The following is a 24,474-nucleotide window of genomic DNA, read 5'->3' on the forward strand; positions in this document are numbered from 1 at the left end:
CGCTGGCGGAAGCGAAACTCTCGCCATATTTGTATAATTCATGATCAGCCGCATCCAAACTCAGAACTACCGGAGCCTGCGCTCCATTGATCAACGGCTACGTTCATTCCAAGCTCTGGTCGGGCCTAATGGAAGTGGAAAGAGCACTTTCCTGGATGTGATCAACTATCTGAGCGATTTGATGTCGTTTCGTGGTGACGTAGAGGAGGCCTCGCGCAAGCGTTCAGCAAACTTTGCCGACCTGACATGGAACAGAGAGGGAACTAGTTTCCAGTTTGCCATCGAGTCTCCAATCCCGGAAAAGCTTCACGAACAGTTGTCGGACGATTGTAAGGCATATGACCGAGTTAGGTATGAGATTGAAGTCGGCCTCGAAGCTGGAACGGGACCTGTGGGAGTTCAGGGAGAACTTTTGTGGTTTGTCTCGCCTGAGAAGAAAGTGCAAGGACTGACTCAAGGTGAGATCGTGTTCCCATCGGCGGTGCAGTCAAGCTCATCGCTTCTGACTCCCGAAAGTAGCCGAAAGGGGCGCAAGCCAATCATTATCAAGAAGGCCGACGGCAATGACGTCTATTATTTCGAGAAGGAGAAGACACGTAGTTTTGTCTTTCCAGTTGGCAAATCTAGATCGGCACTCGCAAATCTCCCCGGTGCTGGAGAGAATTTCCCTGTCAGCTCTTGGTTCCGAGAAATGCTGCTCGACGGAGTACAGTCATTTGTTCTTAACAGCGAGAAGATTCGAAAACCAAGTCCGCCAAACCAAGCGCATCAATACAGCACTGATGGTGGAAACCTGCCCTGGGCAGTGGAGAATCTCCGCATCTCCACACCCGTCTCCTTTGCGCGCTGGCTCTCCCATATTAAAACTGCTATCGCAGACATAGCAGACATACGCACCATTGAGCGAGCGGAGGACAAGCATCGATACCTCATGATCAAGTATGACACAGGAATTGAGGTTCCATCGTGGATGGTATCCGACGGAACATTGCGACTGCTGGCTCTGACCTTGCCTGCTTATCTCCCTGAACAGGATGGATTACTCCTTATCGAGGAGCCCGAAAACGGCGTCCACCCAAAAGCGATGGAACCAGTTTTTCAGTCGCTCAGCTCGATTTATGGTGCGCAGACACTCATGGCTACGCATTCACCGATTGCACTAAGTTTGCTTAATCCTCGCGATATCCTTTGCTTCGCCAAAAGCGCCAGTGGAGCGACAGACACGACCACTGGAGATTGCCATCCGGCATTGCTCGACTGGAAGCGAGGCACTCTTGATCTAGGCCTAGTGTTTGCCGCCGGTATTCTTGGATAGGCATGAAACATATGAAGCGCGATCTTTTTGTCCTCACAGCTGACAAGGACCAGCAACAGACGATGCTCGGTCTTCTCAACAGATCATCATCACTCGGAATACGAAAGCTTTCGTTCGATGTCGAATCCCATCCTCAACACGATGCTGGCATCGTACAAACAGGGGTTGAATTGGCCCGCCTGAAACAGCGCACCCACGCTTTTGTCCTTCTTGTTCTAGATCTCGAGGGCTGCGGTTGGGAATCCACCCCAACGGATAAAATCGAAGCCGAATTGGAGGCTCGGCTCGTTGCAACGGGCTGGAATGCGGACACTGCAAAATGTCTGGTCATCGCGCCGGAGGTGGAGCAGTGGGTTTGGAGCGATTCACCTGAAGTGGATGCGGCACTCGGATGGGACGGGGAGTCTCTGGGTTCTTTGCGACACTGGCTTGTCGGGAAAGCGTTCGAGTTCTCACCTGATGGAAAGCCCAAACGTCCAAAAGAGGCAATGAGAGCGGCGCTACGTGAAAAAAGAGTACAAATCTCATCGGCGATTTTTTCCGAACTTGCCAGTCGCGTTAGTTTGAGACGATGCAAAGACAGGACATTCTTGAAGCTCTGCGCAATCCTTCGGCAATGGTTTGCGGAGCCTAAGACGGAGTGCCATTGAGGCTGCGTTAAATTTATTTAGCGGTGATGTTCCATCAAAGTCTGCTCACCCCTCCCGCGTGATCGCAAATCGCTCCACGCGGTGCCCGGCGATCTCGTCGTGCTCCAGGATGTGCGGTTCGAGGCCGTTACGACGGCGGAGGCCGTCCACGCTCCAGCGGATGCGTTTGCCGGCCAAAGCGGGCGCGTGCTCGTAGGCGACGGCGGCGAGGAGATCGAGCAGGTCGTCCTTGGTTTCGAGCGTGATGTCCTCGGTGCTCGTCGTGCGGCCTTTGACGGGCAAAAGCTTTGCCACGAGTCGTGCGGCACGTTGCGGTGTGAGAGCGAGGCGCTGGCGCTCCTTCCATGCGGCGAGCACCTCATCTTCGCTTTGTTTGGAAGCACCGGTTTCGCTGAAACGCAGATCGACCGGCGATTTCACGCTACGTGGTTTGTAGAGCGACTCGGTGCCGTAAAAGAAGCGCGTCTCGACACAGCGCGGCGCGAAGTCCGCAGGCTGGCCGGCAAACTCGGAGAAGCGACCGCTGGCGTGCGCGGCGTTGATCGCATCGCAGTAGGCTTTGACGATTTCCGGCCGGCGACCGCGCAGCTCGGTCTGGTAGCGATAACGCTGCTGGCTGAGGCGGTTGAAGGCCGCCATGCGCAGATCAATGGCCTCTGCGCGGCGTTTCAGGCCGCCGAGATCGCGCTCCAGGCGTGTGAGCATCGTCACCGCGTGGTCGTAGGCGTCGCCATCGTCGTAGCCGTAGTGCTCCCGCAGGCCGGTAGCGAGACGCTCGCGCATGAGCGGATCGTCGTGGCACTCGGAGACGGCGCTGCGGGCGTTTTCGATGCGGGTGAGCAGCCCGCCGCGGCGCAGCGCATCGTAGCAGACCATGTGCTGCCCTTGGCCGAACTCCTCGTAGAGCAGGTTCAGCGTGTCCGCGGCCGTGGTGGTCTGCCTTTGGCGCTGCTCAAAGCCGGTGACGATTTTTTCGACCGCATGCAATTGCTCGATTGCTCGCTCCAGACGCTGCGTGAGGTCGGTGATGGTCGAGCGGAGCTGATCTGGCTGCTGGATCTGCGGATCGAGCACGCCACGCTCCTCCAGCGTCTGGCAAAGACCGCGCAGCGTGTCCGCGAAGGTTTTGAGCTCCGCCACGCGATCTTCTGCGAGATCACGCAGCATGCGCATGAGCGGGCGTAGCCCCGGCGTGATCACCGCCCAGCGCTCATGCAGCCCCAGCGTCTGATCCTCCAACCAACCAGCGGCAATGAGGCGATTAAAAAACTGCCCCGCACGCTGCCGCGCATCCCGCAGCGCCGCGCCCTCATCCTCCGCCAGCAGCGACAGCGGATGCCGCGCGATGACTTCTTTGATGATCTCAATCGTCTCCCGCTGCGAGAGCCTGCCCGCCTCACCCGCTTCGTCAATCAAGCGATCCGCGCAATCCACATACACCGGTGCCGAAGGCCGCGCCAACGGCCGGAAAAAATCCGCCGAGACACTGCGGCTGAGTCGGGTGCTGAGGGTTTCGGTGGGCATCAGAGCCGCGCATGATGCGGAGTTGGTTGGCGGGGGCAAGTTTTCAGAGCTTTCTCGCCCATCCCCGCTCCGCGCATGGACGATTCCGCCCTCACAACCTCCTGACGCAAGGTTTCCGCCTCTAAGGCCGTTTTTTCGGCCCCTCAAACCCTCGTTATGCTCATGAAGACACGTCTCCTTTTTCCTGCCTTATTCCTCTCTGCTGCGGTGCATGCTGCGCCGCCGAAGAAGGATGAAGGCATCGATCCGAATAAGCCGGTGTCGTTTTATAAGCACATCCGCCCGATCTTCCAGGCGCAGTGCAATGGCTGTCATCAGCCGGCGAAGAAGAAGGGCGACTACATCATGACGGACTTCGTGACGCTGCTCAAAGGCGGCGAGGAAGGACACGCGATCGTTCCGGGCAAGGCGGCGGAGTCGAACATGCTCAAGCTCATCAAACCGGACGAAAAGGGCAAGGTGGAGATGCCACAGAAGGCGGACCCGCTGCATGCGTCGCAGATCGCGCTGATCGAGCGCTGGATCAATGAAGGTGCGAAGGATGACACGCCCGCTTCTGCCAAAGCGCAGTATGACATGGCACATCCGCCGGTTTATGTGACCGCTCCAGCGGTGACGTCGCTGGAATACTCGCCGGATGGCACGCAGATCGCGGTGGCGGGTTATCATGAGGTGTTGGTGCACAAGGCGGATGGCAGCGGCATCGTTACTCGTCTCGTTGGACTCGCGGAGCGCATTCAAAAGCTCGCCTGGTCGCCGGATGGGAAGAAAATCGCGGTCACGGGCGGCAGTCCGGCGCGTATGGGTGAAATCCAGATCTGGGACGTGGCGGCGAAGAAGCTCGAACTCTCAAAGTCGCTGACCTTCGACACGCTCTATGGCGCAAGTTGGTCGCCCGATGGCAAATTCCTCGCGTTTGGTTGCGGTGACAATGCCGTGCGCGCGATTGAAGCCGCCACAGGCAAAGAAACGCTATTCATGGGCGGTCATAGCGATTGGGTGCTCGACACCGTGTGGGGCGTGGATGGCAAGCACGTCGTCTCTTGCGGCCGCGACATGAGCGTGAAGCTCACCGAGGTCGCCACGATGCGCTTCGTCGATAACGTCACCTCCATCACACCTGGGGCACTCAAAGGCGGCGTGCAGGTGCTGGCGCGGCATCCTTTGCGCGATGAGATCCTCATCGGCGGCACAGATGGCATTCCGGCGATCTACCGCATGGAGCGCATCACGAAGCGCGTCATTGGTGACAACGCGAACCTCATTCGCAAATTCCCCGTCATGCAGGGCCGCATCTTTGGCGTGGATTTCGCACCGGATGGCAAACGCATCGCAGCTGGGGCTTCGTTTGAAGGAGCAGGCGCGGTGAATATTTACAGCAGCGATTACGACAGCACGATGCCACCCGAGGTGAAGAAGCTCGTCGAAACCGTGAGCGGCAAAGGCAAGGAACTCGATGATTGGGTGACCAAAGGCGTGCAGCAGCTCAGCACCACCGCGATCCCTTGCGGCATCTTTAGCGTGACCTTCAGTCCCGATGGCAAAACCGTCGCCGCAGCGGGTCAAGACGGCCAAATCCGCCTCATCGATGCCGCTACGGGCAAGGTCGCCAAAGAATTCGTCTCCGTGCCGCTGGTGAAGGAAAAAATCCTCGCGGCAAGTGATGTGATCGCTGACGACGCGGTGCGCGTGGAAGTGAAAAAGGACGACAAAGTCGAAACCCTGCACGCTGGCCCCACCGTGGCCTCCATTGATGTCGAACCGACCACCATCAAGATCGGCAAGCCTGCTGAATACGCGCAGCTTCTCGTCACCGCACGCATGAGCGATGGCACACGCGCCGACATCACCCGCATGGCCAAAATCACCGCCGCGAATGAGGGCGTGATCGACATCAGCACGCGCGGTCTCGTGCGTCCTGACAAAGACGGTGCCACCAGCGTGAAGATCGCCTTCCTTGGTAAATCCGCCACGGTGCCAGTCACCGTCGCAGGCATGAATGCCGCGCTGAAGCCCGACTACGTGCGCGATGTGATGCCCATCATGTCCAAGCTCGGTTGCAATGCCGGCACCTGCCATGGCGCGAAGGATGGCAAGGCAGGCTTTAAGCTCTCGCTGCGTGGTTATGACCCCGTTTATGACGTGCTCGCTTTTGCGGATGAACTCGCCAGCCGTCGCGCGAATGTCGCATCGCCAGAGCATTCGCTGATGCTGCTGAAAGCCAGCGGCAGCGTGCCGCATGAGGGGGGCCAACTTAGCGTGCCGGGAGAGCTTTACTATGAAACGCTCAAGGCCTGGATCAGCCAGGGCGCGAAGCTGGACATGAAAACCCCGCGCGTCACCAGCATCGAGCTGTCGCCAAAAAATCCCGTCATCGAAAAAGTCGGTGAGCGTCAGCAACTCCGCGTCATCGCCCGCTATGCCGATGGTTATGTCAGAGACGTCACCGCCGAGGCCTTCCTCGACAGCGGCAACGGCGATGTCATCGAAGCCGACAAAAAAGGCCTCATGACCAGCCTGCGTCGCGGTGAAGCACCGATCCTCGCCCGCTTTGAAGGCAGCTATGCCGCCACCACCATCACCGTCATGGGCGACCGCAGTGGCTTCGCCTGGAAGGAGCCGGAGAAGTGGAACAAGATCGACGAACTCGTCTCCCAAAAGTGGCAGCGCATGAAGATCGAGCCGAGCGGCGTGTGCAGTGATGAAGATTTCCTCCGCCGCATCCATCTCGATCTCACCGGCCTGCCGCCGAAGCCCGAAGAAGTCGTCGCATTCCTCGCCGACAAACGCGACGTGCGCACCAAGCGCAGCGATGTCATCGATAAGCTCATCGGTAATCCTGACTTCGTCGAACATTGGGCCAACAAATGGGCCGACATGCTGCAAGTGAACTCCAAATTCCTCGGTGGCGAAGGCGCCACTGGTTTGCGTGCTTGGATCAAGCAACAAGTCGCCGACAACACGCCGTATGACCGCTTTGCGTATCGCATCATCACCGCCACCGGCTCCAACAAAGACAATCCAGCCGCCTCGTATTTCAAAACCGTGCGCAGCCCGGAAGAACTCTCCGAAAACACCACGCACCTGTTTTTGGCCACTCGCTTCAACTGCAACAAGTGCCACGACCATCCCTTCGAGAAATGGACGATGGATCAGTATTATGAAACCGCGTCCTACTTTGCCCAAGTCGATCTCAAAGGTGATCCACAGGCCAAAGGAGCCACCATCGGCGGCACCGCTGTCGAAGGCGCGAAACCGCTGTATGAAATCATCAGCGACAAAAAAGACGGCGATGTGATGCACCTGCGCACCAACAAGCCCGTGGCACCCAAGGTGCCGTTCGATGCCGAACTCGTCAGCAAAACCGCCACCACGCGTCGCGATCAATTTGCCACTTGGATGACCAGCGCGGACAACGATTACTTCGCCATGAGCTACGCCAACCGCGTGTGGGGTTACCTCACCGGCACCGGCGTCATCGAGCCGCTCGATGACATCCGCGCTGGCAATCCACCCAGCAATCCTGAGCTGCTGCAATACCTCACCAACGAATTCGTCCAAAGCGGCTTCAATGTGCGCCACCTGATGAAAATCATCGCCAACAGCCGCACCTACAATCTCGCGCTGAGCACCAACAAATGGAACGAAGACGACAAAACCAACTACAGCCACGCCAAAGCCCGCCGCTTGCCCGCTGAAGTGTTGTTTGACTCAGTCTTTGCCGTGACCGGCAGCATGCCCAACATCCCCGGCGTGCCCAAAGGCACCCGCGCCGCCGCTTTGGCCGATGCGCAGATCAAACTGCAAGATGGCTTCCTCACCAACTTCGGCCGCCCTGCGCGTGAAAGCGTGTGCGAGTGCGAACGCAACAACGAGGTCAATCTCGGCCCCGTCATGGCCCTCATGAGCGGCCCGACCGTTGGCGATGCCATCAGCGATGCTGGCAACGCTTTGGCCAGACTCACCGCCGAGATCAAAGACGACCGCAAGCTCGTCGATGCCATCTTCGTCCGCGTCATCAATCGTCACGCCACCGACAAAGAAATCGATGCCGCCATCGCCAACAGCGCGGGCCTTGATGCCGAAAACAAACAGCTCGCTGCCGTCTGGCAGGCCAAGGAAGCCGATCAGAAGCCTCTGATCGACAAAGCCGAGGCCGCACGCCTCGCCGCCATCGACGCCGCAAAGAAAGAACTCGAAGCCTACAAGGTGAAAATGGCCCCCGCGATCGCCCAGCAGGAAGCCGCACGCAAAACCGCCATCACGAAGGCCGAAGCCAGCGTGAAGGTCGTTTATGACACCGCCGCCGCCAATCAGCCCACCTGGGAAGGCTACGTCGATCTCACCACCGAATGGCAGCCGCTCGACCTCAAGGTGCAGCGCGCCAGCGGCGTCGAAAAACTTGAAGTGCTGCCCGATGGCTCACTCCTCGCCACTCCGCTGCCCGCCGGCAAAGAAACCGCGGGCAACTACCTCCTCCTCGGCAAATCCACGCTCGAAAACATCACCGCCATCAAGCTCGAAATGCTCCCCGACGACCGCCTGCCCAGCAACGGCCCCGGCCTCGCCCCCGATGGCAACTTCGTTCTCGGTGAACTCACCGTGCGCACCGATCCGATCGATGCCAAGCGCAGCAAACGCGGCGGTGCCGAGCAGACGCTCAAGAATCCGCAGGCTGATTTCCAGCAGAAGGACTTCGACATCGCCTTCACCCTCAAAAAAGGCAATCGCGACAAAGGCTGGGCCGTCAGTCCGCAAAGCGGCTTCCGTCACGAAGCCACCTTCGAGTTCGACAAGCCCATCGCCCACGAAGGCGGTGCGCAGTTCACCATCCAGATGACCTCCAACTTCCAAGGTGGCAAATACAACCCCGGCCGCTTCCGCCTATGGGTCACCAGCAGCCCCGCCATCCGCTTCGGCACCGCCAAGCTCGTTGCTGATGCCCTGCGCACCCCCGCCGCCAAACGCACCGCCGAACAGAAGACCGCGTTGACCCAGCACTTCCTCAACCAGTTCAAAGACTACCAGACGCAGAAGAAACTCCTCGCCACCGCCAAGAAGCCGCTGGCGATTGATCCTCAGCTCATCGTCCTCGAAACCAAGCACGCCGACTCTCAAAAGCCTATCGTGCTCGATCCCAAACTCATCCAACTCCGCCGCGACTCCGCTCTCAGCCAGACGCAGCTCGGCAACAAGCGCCTGACGGCTGCGCAGGACTTGGCCTGGGCCTTGATCAACTCACCGGCGTTCTTGTTTAATCATTGAGTTGCCCAGTTGCGCCGCAACTGGCCTGTCTTCGGGCATGAGACGTGCTTTCTTCCTCAAGTCACTGGCCTGCATCGGCATGGGTACTTGTGGACATAGTGCAATCGCCGCAGAGCACCGCTTACCAAGCACGATGCAGAAGAGAGTTACGACGGAGGAATCTGCCAAGTAGCTAGGGCCGCCTGTGACTGACGAATCTCGCGGCAGCGTCTTGGACTGCTCCAGTCCTCTGGAGCTTTTCGCGTACCAAGGAACGCTCGAAAGCGCCGGAGGTCCGGCGCACTCCAAGACGCTGCCGCGCCGAAGCTGCCGCCAATCGCCATGATTGACTCCCTGCGCTCGGCATCGTAGCCTCCAGCCAAGGTGAACCCCGAAAAAAAACTGTCTCAAGCCCGCCCGATCTCGGCCACAGCGCCGAAGGCCATTCGCTTGAAGCCTTCCACCACCGATTACGCGACCTTTGCGGCCACGACGGCGAAAGCACTGGGCATGACCGCGCCGACCGTGCCAAGAACGAAGCCCAACAAGCGCGTGCTCTCGCTGATGAACTTGGAATCCTGAAGGTGGTCGATTTTGACTGGCCGGCTCTCCAAGCCAGTGATCCAGGACTGCACTTTGGCACCGAGCATCTCGTTGAATTCGACTCGTTTCGACAGCGAGTCGGCAAAACAACGGTCCCACCCAAATTCGGCCTCATCCCTGCCGTGATCGCGTCACCTAGGGCCAATCTCCGCGATGATCCAGCGATTCCGGCCTTCAAGCTGCAGCTCGAATTCATCCATGCGACGCCGCTGGAATACTTGGAGCGCTGGATGGCGGCGAACGAAGTGTTTGAGGACGATGTGTGCCTCACCTCGGTCGTCGAATGGTCCGATGGACGCATCTCGCTCTCCATCAGCCAGCCGCAGTACCACGGCGAACCAGCCACGCAGCGCGAGATCGAGTCCTTCTTCACCGCCGCTGGCTGGACCCACATCCCTGATGATTCTGGCCATCTCATCTTCTTCAACTACGCCTTCAACGTCCTCGCCATCGACGCCCTGCCGCGCAATTGCTACATCAAGGACGGCAACCTGCTCCCCTTTGATGTGATCCTCTGCCATCCCGATGAGTCGATTCAGGACTTCCTGAAGCTGTATTGAATCATGACAACCACAGCATCCCCACCCACCGACACCGTCGTCCTCATCCACGGACTCGGTCGCACGCGTCGCAGCATGTGGATGGTGGGCATGTGGTTGAAGTTTTGCGGTTATCGCGTGACGAGCATCGGCTATCCGTCGCATCGCGTTTCGATTGCGGATGCGGTGGAGAAACATATCGGACCGAAGCTGGCCCAACTTGAACTCGATGCTGGATCACGCGTGCATTTCGTCACGCATTCGCTCGGTGGCATTGTGTTTCGTGCCTGGGCAGCGCAGCGTGATGCAGCGTTTCCACTCGGACGTGCCGTGTTGCTTGCTCCGCCAAACCGGGGCAGCGAGATCATCGACGAGTTGAGTCAGTGGCGATGGGTGCGCTGGCTGTTGGGACCGGTTTCAGCCGAACTCGGCACGAACGCAGACAGCACGCCGAACAGCCTCGGGCCGCTGCCGCCAGAAACGGGCATTATCATGGGCAGTAAGGACACGCTGCCGGTCTTTCGTCGTCTTCTCGGTGACGAATCCGATGGTGTCGTCACCATCTCAGGCGCGCATGCCGAAGGCGAAGCTGACTTCACGCTACTGCCGGCCAATCACGCCACCATCATCCTGCAACCGACGGTGTTCAGGGCGGTCCATCGGTTTTTGAAAACGGGGAGTTTTGCGGAGAAGTAAATCCATCCCAGCGTTGAGAGCGCTTGTAATGCCCCCTCACCCCAGCCCTCTCCCCGAAGTCGATCTTGGAGCAACACCATCTGTGGCGGGGAGAGGGAGATTGGCGTTGGGCTGTTGTGACGTTGAGTCGGAGCGAAAAAGCGTCCTCCTCTCCCCGCCGGGCGCATGAAATGCATGCCGACGTACTTCGGGGAGAGGCTGGGTGAGGGGCGGCCCTCAGCGTTTTCTGCAATCGCGCAGTTTCGGTGCGCCATGCATCTATCTCTCTCGACGAGTGCGTTTCCAGATCACATTCATCACGCTGTCCGTATGCCGCATCACTTCGTCGTTCGTGAATCGCAGCGTTTTGATGCCCTGTGATCGAAGAAACGCCGCTCTCGCTTTGTCGTGCAGTTTTCCCTCCACGCTGTTGTGCTGCCCACCATCCAGCTCGATGGCCAACCGGAGATCAGCGCAGTAGAAATCCAGGACGTACGGCTTGATCGGGTGCTGACGACGAAATTTGCGTTGGTTCACACGCCGGTCCCGCAAACAGCCCCACATGAGGGCTTCGGGGTCGGTGGCGTCTTGCCGGAGCTTGCGGGCAAACTCGATGAGATTGAGACGCTCACCGGTGATCTCGTGGTGGAGTTCTTCCAAGCGGGTGAGCATGGAGGGATCACATCAAAAGTGAAGGAGAGCGTCAAGCAGGCTTTTTGCGGCCCCTCACCCCGGCCCTCTCCCCGAAGTTGATCTTGGAGCAACGCTATCGATGGCGGGGAGAGGGAGATGAGCGTCGAGCTGTCACGAAGTCGAGTCGGAGGCAGAAAGCGTTCCCCCTCTCCCCGCCAAGCGCAGGAATTGCTTGTTGGCAATCTTCGGGGAGAGGTCGGGTGAGGGGCATCCCAAACTCTCGCCACCGTCACCTCACGGCGCCTCCAGCTTCGTGACGACGTGGCTCATATACGGGAAGAGCTGTTTCTTCCGGCTCACCACGCCGGGCATGTCATAGACGTGCTCTTTCGCCTGCGGGTAGTCGATGGCGTTGATGACGCGTTGATCGCCGGCCACGAGCAGCACGCTGTGATGACGCGTGATGTCAGTGACCATCAAACAGGCGAAGTGAAGGCTGTGTTTCGCGAGCAGCGATTGCAGCGCACCTTGCAGCTCGGTTTCGCGTTTCCAAAACTCGTCGAGACCGAGTTCTTCGATCTGGGAGATGCTGATGTGCCAGCCGTTTTCCTCAAAGACCTTGCGGTCGCTTTCGAGGGCGCGATCGGGCGTCTGCTCGCGCAGCATGGAGCCGGCGGCGAAGAAGTCCTTCACAAACTGGGCGCTGTCGATGCCGCCGATGCCGGCGAGCCATGCGAGGATTTCTTTGTCGATGTCTGTCGTCGTGGGGCTGGTGAGGTGCAGCGTGTCGGAAATGATGCCGGCGCAAAGACAGATGGCCGTGCCTTTGTCAGGCGCGGCTTTTTGCATGCGGTACATGATGCCGACAATGGTCGAGGTGCTGCCGACCGGCTCATTGATGAAGCGAATCGGCTCCTTGGTGCGCAGATTGCCGCTGAGACGGTGGTGGTCGATGACCTCGATGATTTCCGCCTCGTCAGCACCGGCGACGGCCTGCGCAAACTCGTTGTGATCAACGAGCACGAGCTTCATGCGCGGCAGGTCGATGAGGTCCGACTTCGAGAAGACACCGAGGAGCGCGTGGGTTTCCTCATCGACGACGGCGAACAGCGGCTGGGGTGAATGCTGTGCCGCCGGGACGATCTCGCGTAGCGGAGTGCGGGAACCGAAGGACAAGAACTCATGTGTCAGCGCCTCGCCGATGGGACGCGAAAAACGCAGGAGCTGCGAGGTGCTGGCGGTGTCATACGGGGAGTAGATGATGGCGACACCTTTCTCCGCAGCTTGCGTGAGGATGGTGGAAGCGGCTTTGAACTTCCCGGTGATGATGAGGCAGCGCACGCCCATTTCGACGGCCAATTCGTGAACCTCTGGCCGATCGCCCGTGACCACCACGAGGCGGTTCACCGGGAACTGCTGCGCACGTTTGCGCGTGGTCTCCACGCTGGAGGCGGCAACAACGAGCACGAGATCAAGAATGGTCTCCAAATCGGGAGCCATGCCACCGATGATGCCATCGAGCGCATTGACGATGTTCAGCAGGCTGGTGCGCACCTCACGGTTCGCGGCGACGGTTTTCTCATTCGTTCGAGCAGGCAGGAAAAGCTGCGCCAGTTCCTGGATCGCCGGCATGCCGAGCAGGCGACCTTCTTCATCGACGATGGGAATGCTGCGGAAGTTGTGGTCCATCATCATCCGATAGACGGAGAGGAAGGTCTGGTGCGGGCTGGCGGTGAAGACATCGCGGCGGCAGATGGTGGCGGCGGTGGGCCGCACATCGAGCAGCAGCTTTGGTGCGGCGACGCCGGCGGTGTGCAGCACCCAGTTCGTGCGCACGCTCAGCTCACCGCAGCACGCCGCCTCGGCCTTCATGCCGCGCACATCGCGCAAAAACGCCGCATAGCCGATGGCGGAGCAAATCGCGTCCGTGTCGGGATTACGATGGCCGATGACGTGAACCGTGTCCGGCGAGGCCAACTGGCGCGAACCCGACGAGATCCGAATCATCGACGGCGAACCTGCTGTCTTGGCGGTGTCAGAGGCGGCCATGCGTCCGTTGGATGATGTGATACAGGCTCAGGCGAAGCCCAGCGCGGTGATGCGCGCATGCACAGCGTCCTTGTTCTCCAGAAGCTCGGCGATCGGGTCCCACTTGCCCGTGGTGAGCGCCTCATGGGCGGTCGAGGGCAGCGTGATGGCAAACTCCTGGTCTTCAAAGAACACTTTTCCAGCAGCGACATCGATGGTGACTTCGAGTTGCGGGTTGCGCTCGATCTCGGCGGCGAGGACACGGATGTCGGAGCCCGAGGCTACAGCACACGGGATGCCGAGCGTGGTGCAGTTGCCGAAAAAGATCTCCGCGAAGCTCTCGGCGATCACCGCCCGGATGCCGAAGCGATACAGCGCCTGCGGGGCATGCTCACGCGAGCTGCCGCAGCCGAAATTCGTGCCGGACAGCAGGATGTTCGCGCCTTTGAAACGCGGATCGTCGAGCGGGTGGCCCGTGGATTTGCCGTCCTTGTCGAACCGCACGTCATAGAAGGCGAATTCGCCGAGGCCGTCAAAGGTCACGCACTTCATGAAGCGTGCGGGGATGATGCGGTCGGTGTCGATGTCCGAACCGGGCACGTAAACGCCGCGGCCGGCCACTTGGGTGATTTTTGCGAGAGCCATGAGGGCGGCGATACTAGCGGGATTCAGCGGAAGGGCAAATGCACATCTCAACGGCCTTGCCGGGCGTTTAGGGCCGTCCGTTCCCGTTCCGCCAGGAGGGCGGTGTCACTCAGTAGCTGGCGGTAGCTCTCCAGCCAGTTGAGGGTGCCTTCGCGGTTTAACGCTTTGGCCTGTCCGGCCCAGAGATAGGCGAATTCGGCCGCCTCGAACTTGCGCAAGCGATGGTAATGCATGCCCAAAGCCATGCGCGGCTCCTCATACAGCGGTGCCAGCGTCAGCGCCCGCTGGATGGCCTGCAGCGCCGCGTCGTTCTTGCCGGCAGCATCCAGCGCATCCGCCAGCGCGAGCTGGGAGAGGTAATGGTGCGGATTCAACTTGGTGGCACTCGTCAGTGCCGTGACTGAGTCGTCAACAACACGGCGGTATTGCTCCTTGGACATGCCCGGTTTGATGGACTCCATCAGCGCCAGGCCATGCTGGTAGGCGAGAACCGCGTTGCGCGGGTCCAGTTCGACCGCGCGGGCTTGATTCGCCAGCGCCGCCTGCGTTTCCCCATGTTTGTGCTGCACCATGGCGACCGCCGCATAGCCGTCCGCTGTGCCAAAGATCGCCGCACCACCGATCATCGCGGCCGATGCGGCCAGCATCGCGATTTTCATGAGAAAGCGCAGCCCCCAGATGCGGCGGGGCTTGAAGATCTCGCTGTCGATGCCGGGATTCGCCAGCAAGCCGAGAATGATCGCCCCGATGACGGCGGTGATCGGGATGTGGCCGTGAAATTCAAACACTGCATGCACCAGCGTGGCCACCAGAGCTGCGATGCCACCGAGCGTGAGCGCCAGGGTGTTGCTGCCGAGCAGTCCGGTCGCAGGAAACTTCTCCGTCGCGAACCAGCGCAGGAAGCGCACGCCATTGAGCAAATGCACGATCACCACGCAGATGATCAACACCAGCCCGGCCCAGCCGTAGTCGGCCAGCGTTTGCAGGTATTCATTGTGTGCAAAGAGCGCATCACCGGTCTGCGCCGAGGCGGTCGGATCACGATGCGTGATGCCACCTTCGTAAAACATGCGCGAACCCACACCGATCCACGGCGAATCAGCATGCTGCGCCAGCGCCGCACGCCAGATGTGCGTGCGCATGTCCTCGCCCAGGGGCGTGGTGAGCTGCCGCGTGAGCATCGATTCCTCGTTCACCTTGTACAGCACTGCTCCGGTGAGCGCCACGATCACACCACCGCCGAGCAGCAGCCACTTGAACAGCGGGCGCTTCGTGCGCCACACGGTCCACAGCGTCAGCAGCACAAACACGCTGCCTCCGGCAAAAAATCCGGCCATCGCCGCCCGGCTCAGCGTCAACGCCGTTCCTGCGAGCATCGACAGAATGCCAAACCCCAGCAGCAACCGCGACGCGATGTGAATCCGCGCAAACAGCATCACCCCCGTCGAGAGAAACACGGCAAACGACAGGAAAGCCGCGAGGTGGTTCGGGTTGTTGAAAAAGCCGCCGATGCGACCCGGTGCGAAGGAACGCACAAAGCCCGGCACGAGGTGAAAATCCCAGCGCCCTTTGAAATTCAGCCAACCCGCCGTCAAATTTCCCGCCACCAGCACCAGCAGCACGCACACCACACCCAACCGCCATTTCGGCTGACTCACCGCCGTCACCGTCATCAGGTAGGCCACAAAACAGGCTAGCAGGATGGCGCCATCCTCACGCGCATAAATTTCCACTGGCGAAACCCATGCCCGCCAGCCCACGTAACCCGCCAAACCCAGCACGGTGAGCAAGCACCAATCGCTTGGCTGAAAACTCACCCGCAGCTTCCACCGCAGTACCGCGATCAAACCTGCCAGCCCGATCAACGCGCATCCCGGCCAGAAAAACAGCAGCCGCGTCTCCGTGCCGAGCAAACCGGTCACGAACAGGCCAAGGAGGAAGAGGATGAGGGCGAATTTCTGCATCGAGCGGAAAGCTCACCGCAGACACATGAAAGCGCAAGCGTCCCGTAGGCCGGATGTGTTTGGCGGGCATCATATCGCAACTTCTGCAACGGCCTTCGCCAAACTATCCGGCTCTGGAGTGTCCGCGTGACCGCACATTCTCCAAATCAGCCGGATAGTTCGGCGAAGGGTGCTCTTTTCGCTTGCGGTGTTCATTGCGCCGAACACATCCGGCCTACGACACCATGCTCTGGCTCGTTCCAGAAAACATTCCGCTGCCAAGCGAATTCAAAGGCTTCAAACCCGACAGTCCGCTCACGCATGACTTCGATGCCTACGAGCGCCACATGCCGCACTGGCGCGTGCTGGGATGCTGCTACTTCACCACGTTCCGGCTTCGCGACTCGGTGCCACCAGAGATTTGGGCAGAAATGAAGGCTGCGGCGAAAGTTTGGGCAAAGCGGTTGGCCGTGGGCACGCTAAGAGCCGAAGAATGGGCGGCCTGGCAGGACTTCCAGCAAACGCAGCTTCGAAAGCTCGAACTCGTGCTGGATGAAGGTCGTGGTGAATGCCTGCTGCGGCAGCCAGAACATCGAGAGGTGATCGTGGCGGCACTGCACCACTTTGAAGGCACCCGCTGCGAGATGCTGGCCTATGCCATCATGCCGAATCATGTCCATGTGCTGTGCCGCCCGCTCGGCCAGCATGCGCTAGAGAGCCTGACGCGCTCGTGGAAACGTCACAGCTCCGACCGTATTCATCGCAGGCTCGGGCGCTCAGGTTCTTTCTGGCAGGAGGAGAGCTTTGACCGTGTCGTCCGCGATGCCGAGCACTATCGGCGCGTGGTACGCTACATCGCGATGAATCCGGCGAAGGCGGGACTGAAGCCAGCCGATGCAACAGTCTGGATGCATCCAAAAATCGTCGAGGCGAATGCGGGAACGTAGGCCGGATGTGTTTGGCGCATACGGCATGAAAATCTTCTGCCATGATCTTCGCCAAACTATCCGGCTCGTGCGGTGATCGTACGCCCCCAAACCAGCCGGATAGTTCGGCGAAGAAAACGTTTTGAGCATCGCAGCTCCATTCGCCGAACACATCCGGCCTACAGCGCCAGCGGCTGGTCCTCGCCGATGACCTTCACTTCCATCTCCAAGGCCACGCCGCGTTCATGCATCGCGGTTTCTTTGATCTGGGCCACCAAGTCGAGCACCTCGCGCGCCGTCGCGCCGCCTTGGTTGACGATGAAATTGCCATGCACATCAGAAACGATCATTTTGCCGACACTGCGACCTTTGAGGCCGAGGTCGTCGATGAGTTTGCCCGCGCCGCAGACTTCGGGGTTCTTGAAGGTGCAACCGGCGCTGGCGCCGACGGGCTGGGTGGTGCGGCGTTTGTGGTGCGAGGCGGCAAGTTTGGCGTCAATCTCGGCTTGCGGGGCGGGTGAGCCCTTCAGCACGGCGGAAACGATGTAGCGCTCCTCGAACTCAGGCACGCTGCGGTAGTGATGCGTGATTTCGGCGAGCGGCTTCTCTTTGATGACGCCGTCGGTGTCGATGAAGCGCACGCTGACGATTTGATCGAAGGTTTCCGTGCCCATCGCGCCCGCGTTCATGCGAATGGCACCGCCGAGATTGCCGGGGATGCCTTCCATCCACTCGAAACCGCCGAGACCGGCATTGCGGGCCGTGCTGGCGATCTTTTTGAGCCGCGCACCGGCTCCAGCGGTGATCAAGCCGCCACTCACCGTGACAGATTCGAAATCTCCCTTGGCCGGATGAATCACCGCACCGCGAATGCCACCGTCTTTGACGAGCAGATTGGAACCGCGGCCAATCACGCGAATCGGGATCGAGGCCGAGCGCAAGTGACGCACGACTTCAGCGAAGGCCGTTTCGTTGCATGGCTCGATCCAATACTGCGCCGGCCCGCCGATGAGCCACGTCGTGTGGCGGTTCATCGGCTCGTAGAGCCGAGCCACACCGCCGCCGTTCGCATTGAGGATGCCACAGAGCTTTTCGAGCACGGGCAAGTCTCGCGCGATGCAGCGACCGACTTCATGGACGTTGCCAGCGCCGAGCGTGATGAGCAGATCGCCCGGACGCAGCGCATTGCCGACTTTGTCGCGGGCGATGGGCATCGTGGGCGTGCTGGCGGTCTTGGTGTGGTCGTTTTGCAGCTTCACCTCTTCGAGGATCGTTTCGCCGCTGACGCCGGGGAGCGGTTTCTCGCTCGCGGGATAAACATCGGTGATGAACAGCTCGTCCACCGCATCAAAACTCGCGCCGAACTCCTTTTTGAGCAGTTGCGTGCGGCTGTAGCGATGCGGCTGGAACAGGCAGACGATGCGTTTCGCCTGCAAACCCTTCGCCGTGGCGAGCGTGGCGGCGATTTCACTCGGATGATGGCCGTAGTCATCCACCACCGTGAAATGCTCACCGCTATGGCGGATTTCAAACCGACGCTTCGCGCCACGAAAAGTTCGCAACGCATGCTGGATGGCCTCAAACGTGACGCCACAACGAGTGGCGAGCGCGATGGCGGCGAGCGCGTTGCTGACGTTGTGCCTGCCCGGAATGCCGAGCGTGGCGGTGCCGAGCAGCATGCCGCGTTGATACACGTCGAACTCGGTGTGATCCGGCTTCATCGAAAGGATGTGCGCCGAGAAATCGTGATCACGGTCCCAGCCATAGCTCACGCCGTTGGATCCAGCGCACACCTCAGTAGCGACGGGATCTTCCGCGCAATAGACCCAATGCCCCGGCGTCTGGCTGAGCAACTGACGAAACACGGTCTTGATGGCCTCAATTCCGTCGTAAAAGTCGAGATGCTCGGGTTCGATGTTCAGCACAATGGCATGCTCAGGATGGAAATTGACCAGTGTGCCATCGCTTTCATCGCCCTCGGCCACAAACAGCTCGCCTTCGGCATCCCAATGCGCGTTCGAGCCAAGAATCGGAATCTCCGCGCCGACGTAGTGGCTCGGTTTGAGCCCGCCTTGACGCAGCACATGCGCCGTGAGCGCAGAGGTCGTCGTTTTGCCATGCGTGCCGCAGACGACGACGCCCTTCTTGTTCGCCATCACCGCTGCAAGAGCCTCCGCACGACGAATGAGCGGAATCCCCTGCTTGTAGGCCGCCTCATAGGCCACGTTGCCCGGTTTGATGGCGCTGGAGTAGATCACCATGTCACACTCCTCGACCTCTTTCTCCGTGTGGCCGTGGAAGAACTGCAATCCGAGCTTTTGCAAGCGCTCCGTTTCCAGAGTCGTCGCCTTGTCCGAGCCACTGACCTTGTGTCCGAGTCCGAGCAGCAACAGCGCCAGCCCGCTCATGCCCGAACCTGCGACCCCGATGAGGTCGATGCGCATAGGGTGGCGGCTTTCTTTGAGGAGGCTGAGGACGGCGTGGGTCATGGGAGCGTGGAGAGACTTTAGAGTTCCTCCCCTTTCTCCAGAAGAAAATGCCTGAGTTCAAGTCTCTCGACATAATTCATTTGCAGCAGCCAGACCGTCGTGCCCCCGATGGCCGTGCCTCCAATGATGAAGGCACCGTCACGCCGGAAGTGGTCCTGCCAGGAATTCTGCCGCGGGGGGAACAGCCTGGTGATGTTGCCGGAATCCGGGTCCAGCCCGGTCAGGTTCGTTCCCTTGTGACTGTTACACAGCAGGCAGGCCAGGGCTAGATTCACCAGATCATCGTCGCCCTGATGCTGCCTGGCGACAATGCGCTTGATCTGGAGAGGACCGAGGGGCTCGTGAGTTTGCTGCAAAAGACAATACTCACAACGACCCAGCGCCCGCTCCCAGACCATCTGGCGGATGGTCTTGTTCATGCGCTGTGCCGAAGTTCGCGCAGATAAACACGCGCTTTGGCCTGCAGGACTGACACAAAGCTGACCGCCTGGGCGAATTCTTGGTACTGCCTTTGCTCTTCGGCATTGAGCAGCCCCTCGCGCGATTTATCGGCGATCTCTTCGCTCATTGCGGTGGTTTTGTCGTCGGCCCGCAGAGCCACCAGAGCCTCCGCCGACTGCTCGTTGAAGCAGCCGCTGACTTTGCTGAACAAGTTCTCAACGAGGCCGAGGCTGGATTTCATGGAGTCACTCTAGTGGGCCAGAAGATTTTCGCAATCAGGTCCTGCCGGCGAGCTTCTGCTTCAGCCTGTCGAGATTGCCCTGCTGCTTGCTGCGGAAGGAGTAGTGCGTGGGCGCGATTCTGTCGCTGCGGGTCTGAACAAACCGCCCTGCACGAAAGGCCAAAGCCGTACTCAAGCCACGGCAGCTTGCGACGGCTGGCGGTTCAGTAGCAAGAAAGTGACGGGAGTCGATGGCTGACAGCGCACCGTGGCTGGAGCCAAGGAGAGATGCCCAGCACAGCGCCTATACTCAATAATCTGTAGCCAAAGATTTCACTACCATCGTGCCCCAGGGTTCTGCGAACCCTGGGCTGCATGACGCAAGCCCGTTGGGCTTAAAAACCTGGTGGAGACTCAAGCCGCGTTTCGTGTCGGCCTCGCACATGTTCCATCATCGCAGACCGCTTCGTTGATTTCCGCGCGCAGCGCATCATCGCTGCGCAAGCGCAGCAGATGCGAAAGGCTGATGCGGTTGCTGGAGATCCAATGCACCACGCGGCGGGCGATCTGCTGCATGCCGGGGCTGGCGAGCCGCAGCGACCACTCGCGATACTCGCGCAAGGCCCACAGGCACGTCACCCAGGCTCCAGCGCCCTGCCAGAGCGAGCCGTCATCGCCCATGACGACGATTTCCTGATCAGCGCGAAGGTTCGGAAGATCAGGGCAACGATTCCGTGCCTGCTCGGAGTCGTAGGGCATGAAATCGAGGTGGACGTAAGCAGCCTGATCGAGCATCCAGCGCCGGAAGCGCGAGCAGAGGCCGCAGTGGGCATCGTAGAAGATGGTGAGGGTGTTCATGACGGTGATTGTTGAGATGAAGTGTCCATGCGAGCACGGACGTAGGCAGCGATGCAACCAGTGGCGCAGGTGCCGAGCGCGTAGGGCAGGGCGCTTTTGTCCAAGGTTGGCCAGAAACCATCAAACCTGGCGACATAACCAAACACGGCTGCGACAATGGCAAAGGCGGCCAGAAAGCCGCATAGCGCCGCTGTTTTCGGTCTGCGTAGTCTGGAATCTTCGCTGATGCAAAGATCGACTGGCAAGAAGATCACCAGCCAAGCTGCCAAAATCACGATGGCGGTGTAGATCGCGACCATGACGGCGAAGAGTAAGGTCAGACGGAGATCGGCATGTTGAACCGCCGTGGCGTCCATGCTGGGAATCGCTCCGAGCCACCAGGCGATGTTGCACGCGACCCAGCCGCACAACATCGCAAGGGATGACAGCCTCAATTTGCGAAAGAAGGTTTTCACAGCGTGTCGAGGATGTCGTGGGCTTTGCTAACGCGATGCATCGCCGGAATCGGCGGTGGCAGGTTCGCCAGCGTGGCGCGGCGGCGCATCTTGGTGAAGACGTAGAGGTTGAAGAAGTGCATGCCGCCGAGCACCAGCAGTACGACGCCGATTTTGCCGCTGAGCGCCTCGAAGACGCCGCGTGCGCCGGTGATTTCATCCGCCGTTTTGAGATACAGCGACACGAAGCCGATGTTCATGAGGTAGAAGCCGACGAGCAGCAGGTGATTGACGCTGTCGGCGAGTTCGGTGTTCCCGTGGAAGCAATCGACGAGGAAGATGCGCCCGTTTTTATGGAGTGTTCGCGCCACCCAGATGGTCAGGGTAACGGCGAGCACGAGGTAGAGGGTATAGGTGATGATGGTTTCGTTCATAGTGTTGTGTGGTTTGGGTTGAGGGTGAATCAGTTTTCAGTCATGGCAGAAGCAGGGTGCGACCGCCGCGAGTGCATAGACCACGACCTGGGCGGTGAAGGCGAGGGTCAGCGTGTGGTAGCCAATCTTGCGGGCGGTGCTGGTGAGAAAGGCATCCGCCTCAAAGATGAAAAACTGCACGAAGAGCCGCGCTGACCAAAAGACGGCGATGAACGCTGCCAGTGACCCGGCGACCGGCTCGCCCGCTGCCATCGCCTGCGCATGCAGCAGGGTGAGCGTGCCGAAGCCCGCAATGGTCAGCACAATGAATGCGCCATAGACCCAGAACAACGTGCGCAGGAACGGCGGCAGAGGAGCGAGGTTGGCTTTCCAGTTGAGCGCCTTTGGCACCATGAAACTGGCGATGAGGATGCCGAAGTGTCCGACTCCGGCGAGAATGAGCAGGGTTTCGAGGTTCATGGCATGGCTCCGATGGTTTTCAAAAAGGGCAGTATCACCTGATGAATGAAGGGCGGGTGAAACAGCAGCCCCAAAGGTGCGAGGAGGAAAGCGAGGGTCCACAACCGGCAGATGACGCCCTGCCGCAGGCGAAGACGACGGCTCAGTTCAATGCCGAGCGCTTGCAGAAGGAAGTAAGCCGTCGGTCCACCCCAGCCTGCGCCTGCGGGCAGCGAGATGACGGCCTCATGCAGCAGGCCGGAGGTCAGAAAGACCAGCCAGTGCGCTCCTTTCGCGTTCCAGCGTGCTGCCACCGGCCGGAAGACGAGCAGGTGCAGCGCATCACGGAAGGCAGTGTTCCACCTGCGTGCCCAGAACTCGGCTAATGACCCGGCGACCATGGGATTTTTCATAAGCGGCTCGGTGGCGTGGCCCATGAACATCCAAAACGCTGTGACGAGATGAAAGCAGCCGAAGTGCAACATGAACACGAGACCCACCATGCCGACCCAGGCCGCCATCATGGGCGTCTGAACCAAGCATGGAACTGCGACCCACAGAAGCGCTGCGCCGAAGATGAAGTTTATCAAGCCAACGAAGGCGAGACGATGTGCATCACCTTGAGGTGCCACACTTTTGCGAAGAAATCCTGTGAGGTTGAGCGTTGGGCAAAACAACAGCCAGACTGTGATTTCTGAAGCGGGCGCAGAAGTCTTGGCCTTCATCAACGTCAGCGCTTTGAGAACGAAGTAGAGGCATGCAGCCAGCAACCACATTACCAGCCATGCGGGACATTGGAGTGCAGCTTCTTTCATGGCGTCTTGGGTTTGAGGGGAAGGAGTTCTGGACGTGTGGGCTGATCGCTGGGCAGCTTGAGATGGGTGATCAGGCCGCAGAAGTTCAGCACACGCAGCGTCCACCAGCCGGGATCGTGCTGTGTGTGAGTGTGGCCCAGCCGCGCGGAGTCAGGGAAGGCGTGATGATTGTTGTGCCAGCACTCGCCCATCGTGATCAAACCGAGGTGCGGGAGGTTGTAGCCCTGCACCGCATGACCTTCGAGATGCCAGTCACGCTCACCGTGATTGTGCGCGAAATATCCGATCAGCCAGTGGCCGATGAGCGAGACGACGATGCGCACCGAGATGCCCCACACCACCCAGGCGATGCCGCCAAGCAGATAGAACAGCACGGCATACGGAAGCTGCTGGAGCATCCAGGTGCGTTGCAGCAGACGATAGAAGCGGTCTTCAGCGACTTCGCGCTCGATCCCGAACTGCGGCGGATGGTTGAGGCGGATTTCGAAGTGAAGCTGCCACAGCGCGTCACGCCACATTGGCCTCTGATCGGTGAAGAAAGGATGGCATATCGCGTGACGCTGCGCCCAGTCGCGAATGTCGTGGAGGTAGAGCATCTGAAACGGCCCGCCCATGCCTACGACGGTGCCGAGATGCGCCAGCAAGTATTCCAACCAGTGCGGGCAGGCGAAGCTGCGGTGAATCAGTAAGCGATGCAGTCCAACGGTGTGCCCGAGGCACAGCGTGAGCACCGTGAAGACACACGAGAGCAGCACGGCACCTGTGCTGAGAGTCAGCCAGCCACCGATGATGGCGATGAGCAGGTGGGACGTGAACCACAGCGACTTCACCGGACTCCAGAAGACAGTGCCTTCCACAGGGTTCGTCAGTGACGAGGCTGGGTGCATGCGGCGGACTTCGAGTGGGGCAGCGTTCATGAAGTTTGGTGGTTGTTCGCTCTGAATTTTCAGTATTTACTGAAACATATAGGCATGAAAAGATCAGCCGAGGAGGCGCATGGCCCACTGGAGGGCGGAGGCGTGCTTCATGGTGATCACGGTGTCGGCGACTTTGATGCCGAAGCTGAGGAATTCGTCGAGTTCCTTCATCTGCTGATGGAAGTCACGCCCTGGGCCGGCGGGTTCGTCTTTCGTCTGGGCGGCACAATCGCGCAGCAGGTGGATGGCGGGCTCGATCTCGCGGCGCTTCCGCTCCTTCGAGATGGTGATGAAAATCTTCCAGACGTCCTTCTCTGCTTCGAAATACTCCTTGCGGTCGCCTTTGTGGGTGATGATGCGCACGAGGTTCCAACTGACGAGATCCTTGAGGTTGGTGTGCGCGTTGCCACGGCTGATCTGGAGCTTCTCCATGACCTCATCCGTGCTCATGGGCTGCGGGGCGGTCATCAACAGGGCATGAATCTGGGCCATCGTGCGGTTGATGCCCCACTGCGTGCCGAGTGAGCCCCACTGGGCCACGAATTCCTCGCGTGCCTTTTCCCAGGGTGGTAGTTCCTTGCTCACGTTTTCATTAAAAACTGAAAACACCGAAAGGCAAGCTGGGATTCGGATTTCTCATGGCTTGGTCTTCCACTAACCCGGTCCGACACGGATCGTGGGTTGGGTGTGGCGATAGCCCGCC

General features: G+C 59.8%; 22 protein-coding genes. 7 read left to right on the forward strand and 15 right to left on the reverse strand.

The genetic code is table 11. The features are described 5' to 3' along the window. Nucleotides 1-40: 40 nt before the first annotated feature. Nucleotides 41-1,315 (forward strand): methylation-associated defense system AAA family ATPase MAD3, encoded by a 1,275-nt coding sequence (gene mads3, locus ACKVY0_RS09720; protein ID WP_409214617.1) that lies wholly within the window; start codon nt 41-43, stop codon nt 1,313-1,315. 2 nt (nt 1,316-1,317) lie between these two features. Further along, the gene (gene mads4 / locus ACKVY0_RS09725) at nt 1,318-1,965 is read left to right on the forward strand and encodes a methylation-associated defense system protein MAD4 (protein ID WP_409214618.1); all 648 of its coding nucleotides are present in this window, start codon (nt 1,318-1,320) and stop codon (nt 1,963-1,965) included. 45 nt (nt 1,966-2,010) lie between these two features. Here the strand turns inward: mads4 and ACKVY0_RS09730 are convergent, their stop codons facing one another. Continuing rightward, nucleotides 2,011-3,489 carry a Wadjet anti-phage system protein JetA family protein gene (locus ACKVY0_RS09730; protein WP_409214619.1) on the reverse strand — a complete coding sequence of 493 codons (1,479 nt, stop codon included), beginning with the start codon at nt 3,487-3,489 and terminating at the stop codon, nt 2,011-2,013. 162 nt (nt 3,490-3,651) lie between these two features. Between ACKVY0_RS09730 and ACKVY0_RS09735 the strand changes: the two genes are divergently transcribed. The 4 genes from ACKVY0_RS09735 (at nt 3,652) to ACKVY0_RS09750 (ending at nt 10,571) form a co-directional block, all read left to right on the forward strand. Continuing rightward, nucleotides 3,652-8,754, forward strand: coding sequence for a DUF1549 domain-containing protein (locus tag ACKVY0_RS09735; RefSeq protein WP_409214620.1), 5,103 nt, complete (start codon nt 3,652-3,654; stop codon nt 8,752-8,754). Nucleotides 8,755-9,117: 363 nt separating this feature from the next. After that, a complete protein-coding gene (locus ACKVY0_RS09740; RefSeq protein WP_409214621.1) occupies nt 9,118-9,315 on the forward strand; it encodes a hypothetical protein in 198 nt (65 codons plus the stop codon). Nucleotides 9,316-9,317: 2 nt separating this feature from the next. Then, nucleotides 9,318-9,896 carry a hypothetical protein gene (locus tag ACKVY0_RS09745; RefSeq protein ID WP_409214622.1) on the forward strand — a complete coding sequence of 193 codons (579 nt, stop codon included), beginning with the start codon at nt 9,318-9,320 and terminating at the stop codon, nt 9,894-9,896. Between the two features lie 3 nt (nt 9,897-9,899). Then, nucleotides 9,900-10,571 carry an esterase/lipase family protein gene (locus ACKVY0_RS09750; protein WP_409214623.1) on the forward strand — a complete coding sequence of 224 codons (672 nt, stop codon included), beginning with the start codon at nt 9,900-9,902 and terminating at the stop codon, nt 10,569-10,571. Between the two features lie 258 nt (nt 10,572-10,829). On the opposite strand, the gene ACKVY0_RS09755 is transcribed toward ACKVY0_RS09750, so the two are convergent. The 4 genes from ACKVY0_RS09755 to ACKVY0_RS09770 form a co-directional block, all read right to left on the reverse strand. Next, a complete protein-coding gene (locus ACKVY0_RS09755) occupies nt 10,830-11,222 on the reverse strand; it encodes an endonuclease domain-containing protein (protein ID WP_409214624.1) in 393 nt (130 codons plus the stop codon). A gap of 255 nt (nt 11,223-11,477) precedes the next feature. Beyond that, complete coding sequence (locus ACKVY0_RS09760) at nt 11,478-13,232, reverse strand: putative manganese-dependent inorganic diphosphatase (RefSeq protein WP_409214625.1); 1,755 nt, start codon at nt 13,230-13,232, stop codon at nt 11,478-11,480. 27 nt (nt 13,233-13,259) lie between these two features. Next, complete coding sequence (gene leuD, locus ACKVY0_RS09765) at nt 13,260-13,856, reverse strand: 3-isopropylmalate dehydratase small subunit (protein ID WP_409214626.1); 597 nt, start codon at nt 13,854-13,856, stop codon at nt 13,260-13,262. Between the two features lie 47 nt (nt 13,857-13,903). Then, a complete protein-coding gene (locus ACKVY0_RS09770) occupies nt 13,904-15,820 on the reverse strand; it encodes an O-antigen ligase family protein (RefSeq protein WP_409214627.1) in 1,917 nt (638 codons plus the stop codon). A gap of 224 nt (nt 15,821-16,044) precedes the next feature. On the opposite strand from ACKVY0_RS09770, the gene ACKVY0_RS09775 reads away from it, so the two are divergent. Next, entirely contained in the window at nt 16,045-16,746 is a 702-nt protein-coding gene (locus tag ACKVY0_RS09775; protein WP_409214628.1) for a transposase, read from the forward strand. A gap of 158 nt (nt 16,747-16,904) precedes the next feature. Here ACKVY0_RS09775 and murC read toward each other — a convergent pair whose 3' ends face one another. The 10 genes from murC to ACKVY0_RS09825 all read right to left on the reverse strand — a co-directional run bounded on the left by murC (nt 16,905) and on the right by ACKVY0_RS09825 (nt 24,356). Further along, nucleotides 16,905-19,214 carry a UDP-N-acetylmuramate--L-alanine ligase gene (murC, locus tag ACKVY0_RS09780; RefSeq protein WP_409214629.1) on the reverse strand — a complete coding sequence of 770 codons (2,310 nt, stop codon included), beginning with the start codon at nt 19,212-19,214 and terminating at the stop codon, nt 16,905-16,907. Nucleotides 19,215-19,231: 17 nt separating this feature from the next. Beyond that, nucleotides 19,232-19,633: an HNH endonuclease gene (locus ACKVY0_RS09785; RefSeq protein WP_409214630.1), complete on the reverse strand. Its 402-nt coding sequence runs from the start codon at nt 19,631-19,633 to the stop codon at nt 19,232-19,234. Further along, the gene (locus tag ACKVY0_RS09790) at nt 19,630-19,896 is read right to left on the reverse strand and encodes a hypothetical protein (RefSeq protein WP_409214631.1); all 267 of its coding nucleotides are present in this window, start codon (nt 19,894-19,896) and stop codon (nt 19,630-19,632) included. Before ACKVY0_RS09790 ends, ACKVY0_RS09785 begins: the two co-directional genes overlap by 4 nt. A gap of 393 nt (nt 19,897-20,289) precedes the next feature. Continuing rightward, on the reverse strand, nt 20,290-20,733 hold the full coding sequence (locus ACKVY0_RS09795) for a thiol-disulfide oxidoreductase DCC family protein (RefSeq protein ID WP_409214632.1): 444 nt from the start codon (nt 20,731-20,733) through the stop codon (nt 20,290-20,292). After that, nucleotides 20,730-21,089, reverse strand: a complete 360-nt coding sequence (locus tag ACKVY0_RS09800; RefSeq protein ID WP_409214633.1) for a hypothetical protein — start codon at nt 21,087-21,089, stop codon at nt 20,730-20,732. The genes ACKVY0_RS09795 and ACKVY0_RS09800 overlap by 4 nt, the downstream gene beginning before the upstream one ends. A gap of 95 nt (nt 21,090-21,184) precedes the next feature. After that, nucleotides 21,185-21,601, reverse strand: coding sequence for a hypothetical protein (locus ACKVY0_RS09805; RefSeq protein ID WP_409214634.1), 417 nt, complete (start codon nt 21,599-21,601; stop codon nt 21,185-21,187). A 36-nt stretch (nt 21,602-21,637) separates the two neighbouring features. Beyond that, nucleotides 21,638-22,060, reverse strand: a complete 423-nt coding sequence (locus ACKVY0_RS09810; protein ID WP_409214635.1) for a hypothetical protein — start codon at nt 22,058-22,060, stop codon at nt 21,638-21,640. Then, nucleotides 22,057-22,854 (reverse strand): MBOAT family protein, encoded by a 798-nt coding sequence (locus ACKVY0_RS09815; protein ID WP_409214636.1) that lies wholly within the window; start codon nt 22,852-22,854, stop codon nt 22,057-22,059. Before ACKVY0_RS09815 ends, ACKVY0_RS09810 begins: the two co-directional genes overlap by 4 nt. Further along, entirely contained in the window at nt 22,851-23,771 is a 921-nt protein-coding gene (locus ACKVY0_RS09820) for an acyl-CoA desaturase (protein ID WP_409214637.1), read from the reverse strand. Before ACKVY0_RS09820 ends, ACKVY0_RS09815 begins: the two co-directional genes overlap by 4 nt. 63 nt (nt 23,772-23,834) lie before the next feature. Further along, nucleotides 23,835-24,356: a GbsR/MarR family transcriptional regulator gene (locus ACKVY0_RS09825; RefSeq protein WP_409214638.1), complete on the reverse strand. Its 522-nt coding sequence runs from the start codon at nt 24,354-24,356 to the stop codon at nt 23,835-23,837. Nucleotides 24,357-24,474: the final 118 nt, after the last annotated feature.

This window comes from Prosthecobacter sp. (assembly GCF_046154365.1).
In the GTDB taxonomy this organism is placed as follows: domain Bacteria; phylum Verrucomicrobiota; class Verrucomicrobiia; order Verrucomicrobiales; family Verrucomicrobiaceae; genus Prosthecobacter.

Bases quoted from the DNA above. Each gene is read 5' to 3' on its own strand.
- ACKVY0_RS09730 (WP_409214619.1), bottom strand. From the start codon at position 3,489: ATGCCCACCGAAACCCTCAGCACCCGACTCAGCCGCAGTGTCTCGGCG.
- mads4 (WP_409214618.1), top strand. From the start codon at position 1,318: ATGAAACATATGAAGCGCGATCTTTTTGTCCTCACAGCTGACAAGGAC.
- leuD (WP_409214626.1), bottom strand. From the start codon at position 13,856: ATGGCTCTCGCAAAAATCACCCAAGTGGCCGGCCGCGGCGTTTACGTG.
- ACKVY0_RS09815 (WP_409214636.1), bottom strand. From the start codon at position 22,854: ATGAAAGAAGCTGCACTCCAATGTCCCGCATGGCTGGTAATGTGGTTG.
- ACKVY0_RS09770 (WP_409214627.1), bottom strand. From the start codon at position 15,820: ATGCAGAAATTCGCCCTCATCCTCTTCCTCCTTGGCCTGTTCGTGACC.
- ACKVY0_RS09795 (WP_409214632.1), bottom strand. From the start codon at position 20,733: ATGAACACCCTCACCATCTTCTACGATGCCCACTGCGGCCTCTGCTCG.
- ACKVY0_RS09735 (WP_409214620.1), top strand. From the start codon at position 3,652: ATGAAGACACGTCTCCTTTTTCCTGCCTTATTCCTCTCTGCTGCGGTG.
- mads3 (WP_409214617.1), top strand. From the start codon at position 41: ATGATCAGCCGCATCCAAACTCAGAACTACCGGAGCCTGCGCTCCATT.
- ACKVY0_RS09800 (WP_409214633.1), bottom strand. From the start codon at position 21,089: ATGGACGCCACGGCGGTTCAACATGCCGATCTCCGTCTGACCTTACTC.
- ACKVY0_RS09790 (WP_409214631.1), bottom strand. From the start codon at position 19,896: ATGAAATCCAGCCTCGGCCTCGTTGAGAACTTGTTCAGCAAAGTCAGC.
- ACKVY0_RS09805 (WP_409214634.1), bottom strand. From the start codon at position 21,601: ATGAACGAAACCATCATCACCTATACCCTCTACCTCGTGCTCGCCGTT.
- ACKVY0_RS09750 (WP_409214623.1), top strand. From the start codon at position 9,900: ATGACAACCACAGCATCCCCACCCACCGACACCGTCGTCCTCATCCAC.
- murC (WP_409214629.1), bottom strand. From the start codon at position 19,214: ATGACCCACGCCGTCCTCAGCCTCCTCAAAGAAAGCCGCCACCCTATG.
- ACKVY0_RS09775 (WP_409214628.1), top strand. From the start codon at position 16,045: ATGCTCTGGCTCGTTCCAGAAAACATTCCGCTGCCAAGCGAATTCAAA.
- ACKVY0_RS09785 (WP_409214630.1), bottom strand. From the start codon at position 19,633: ATGAACAAGACCATCCGCCAGATGGTCTGGGAGCGGGCGCTGGGTCGT.
- ACKVY0_RS09820 (WP_409214637.1), bottom strand. From the start codon at position 23,771: ATGAACGCTGCCCCACTCGAAGTCCGCCGCATGCACCCAGCCTCGTCA.
- ACKVY0_RS09755 (WP_409214624.1), bottom strand. From the start codon at position 11,222: ATGCTCACCCGCTTGGAAGAACTCCACCACGAGATCACCGGTGAGCGT.
- ACKVY0_RS09760 (WP_409214625.1), bottom strand. From the start codon at position 13,232: ATGGCCGCCTCTGACACCGCCAAGACAGCAGGTTCGCCGTCGATGATT.
- ACKVY0_RS09810 (WP_409214635.1), bottom strand. From the start codon at position 22,060: ATGAACCTCGAAACCCTGCTCATTCTCGCCGGAGTCGGACACTTCGGC.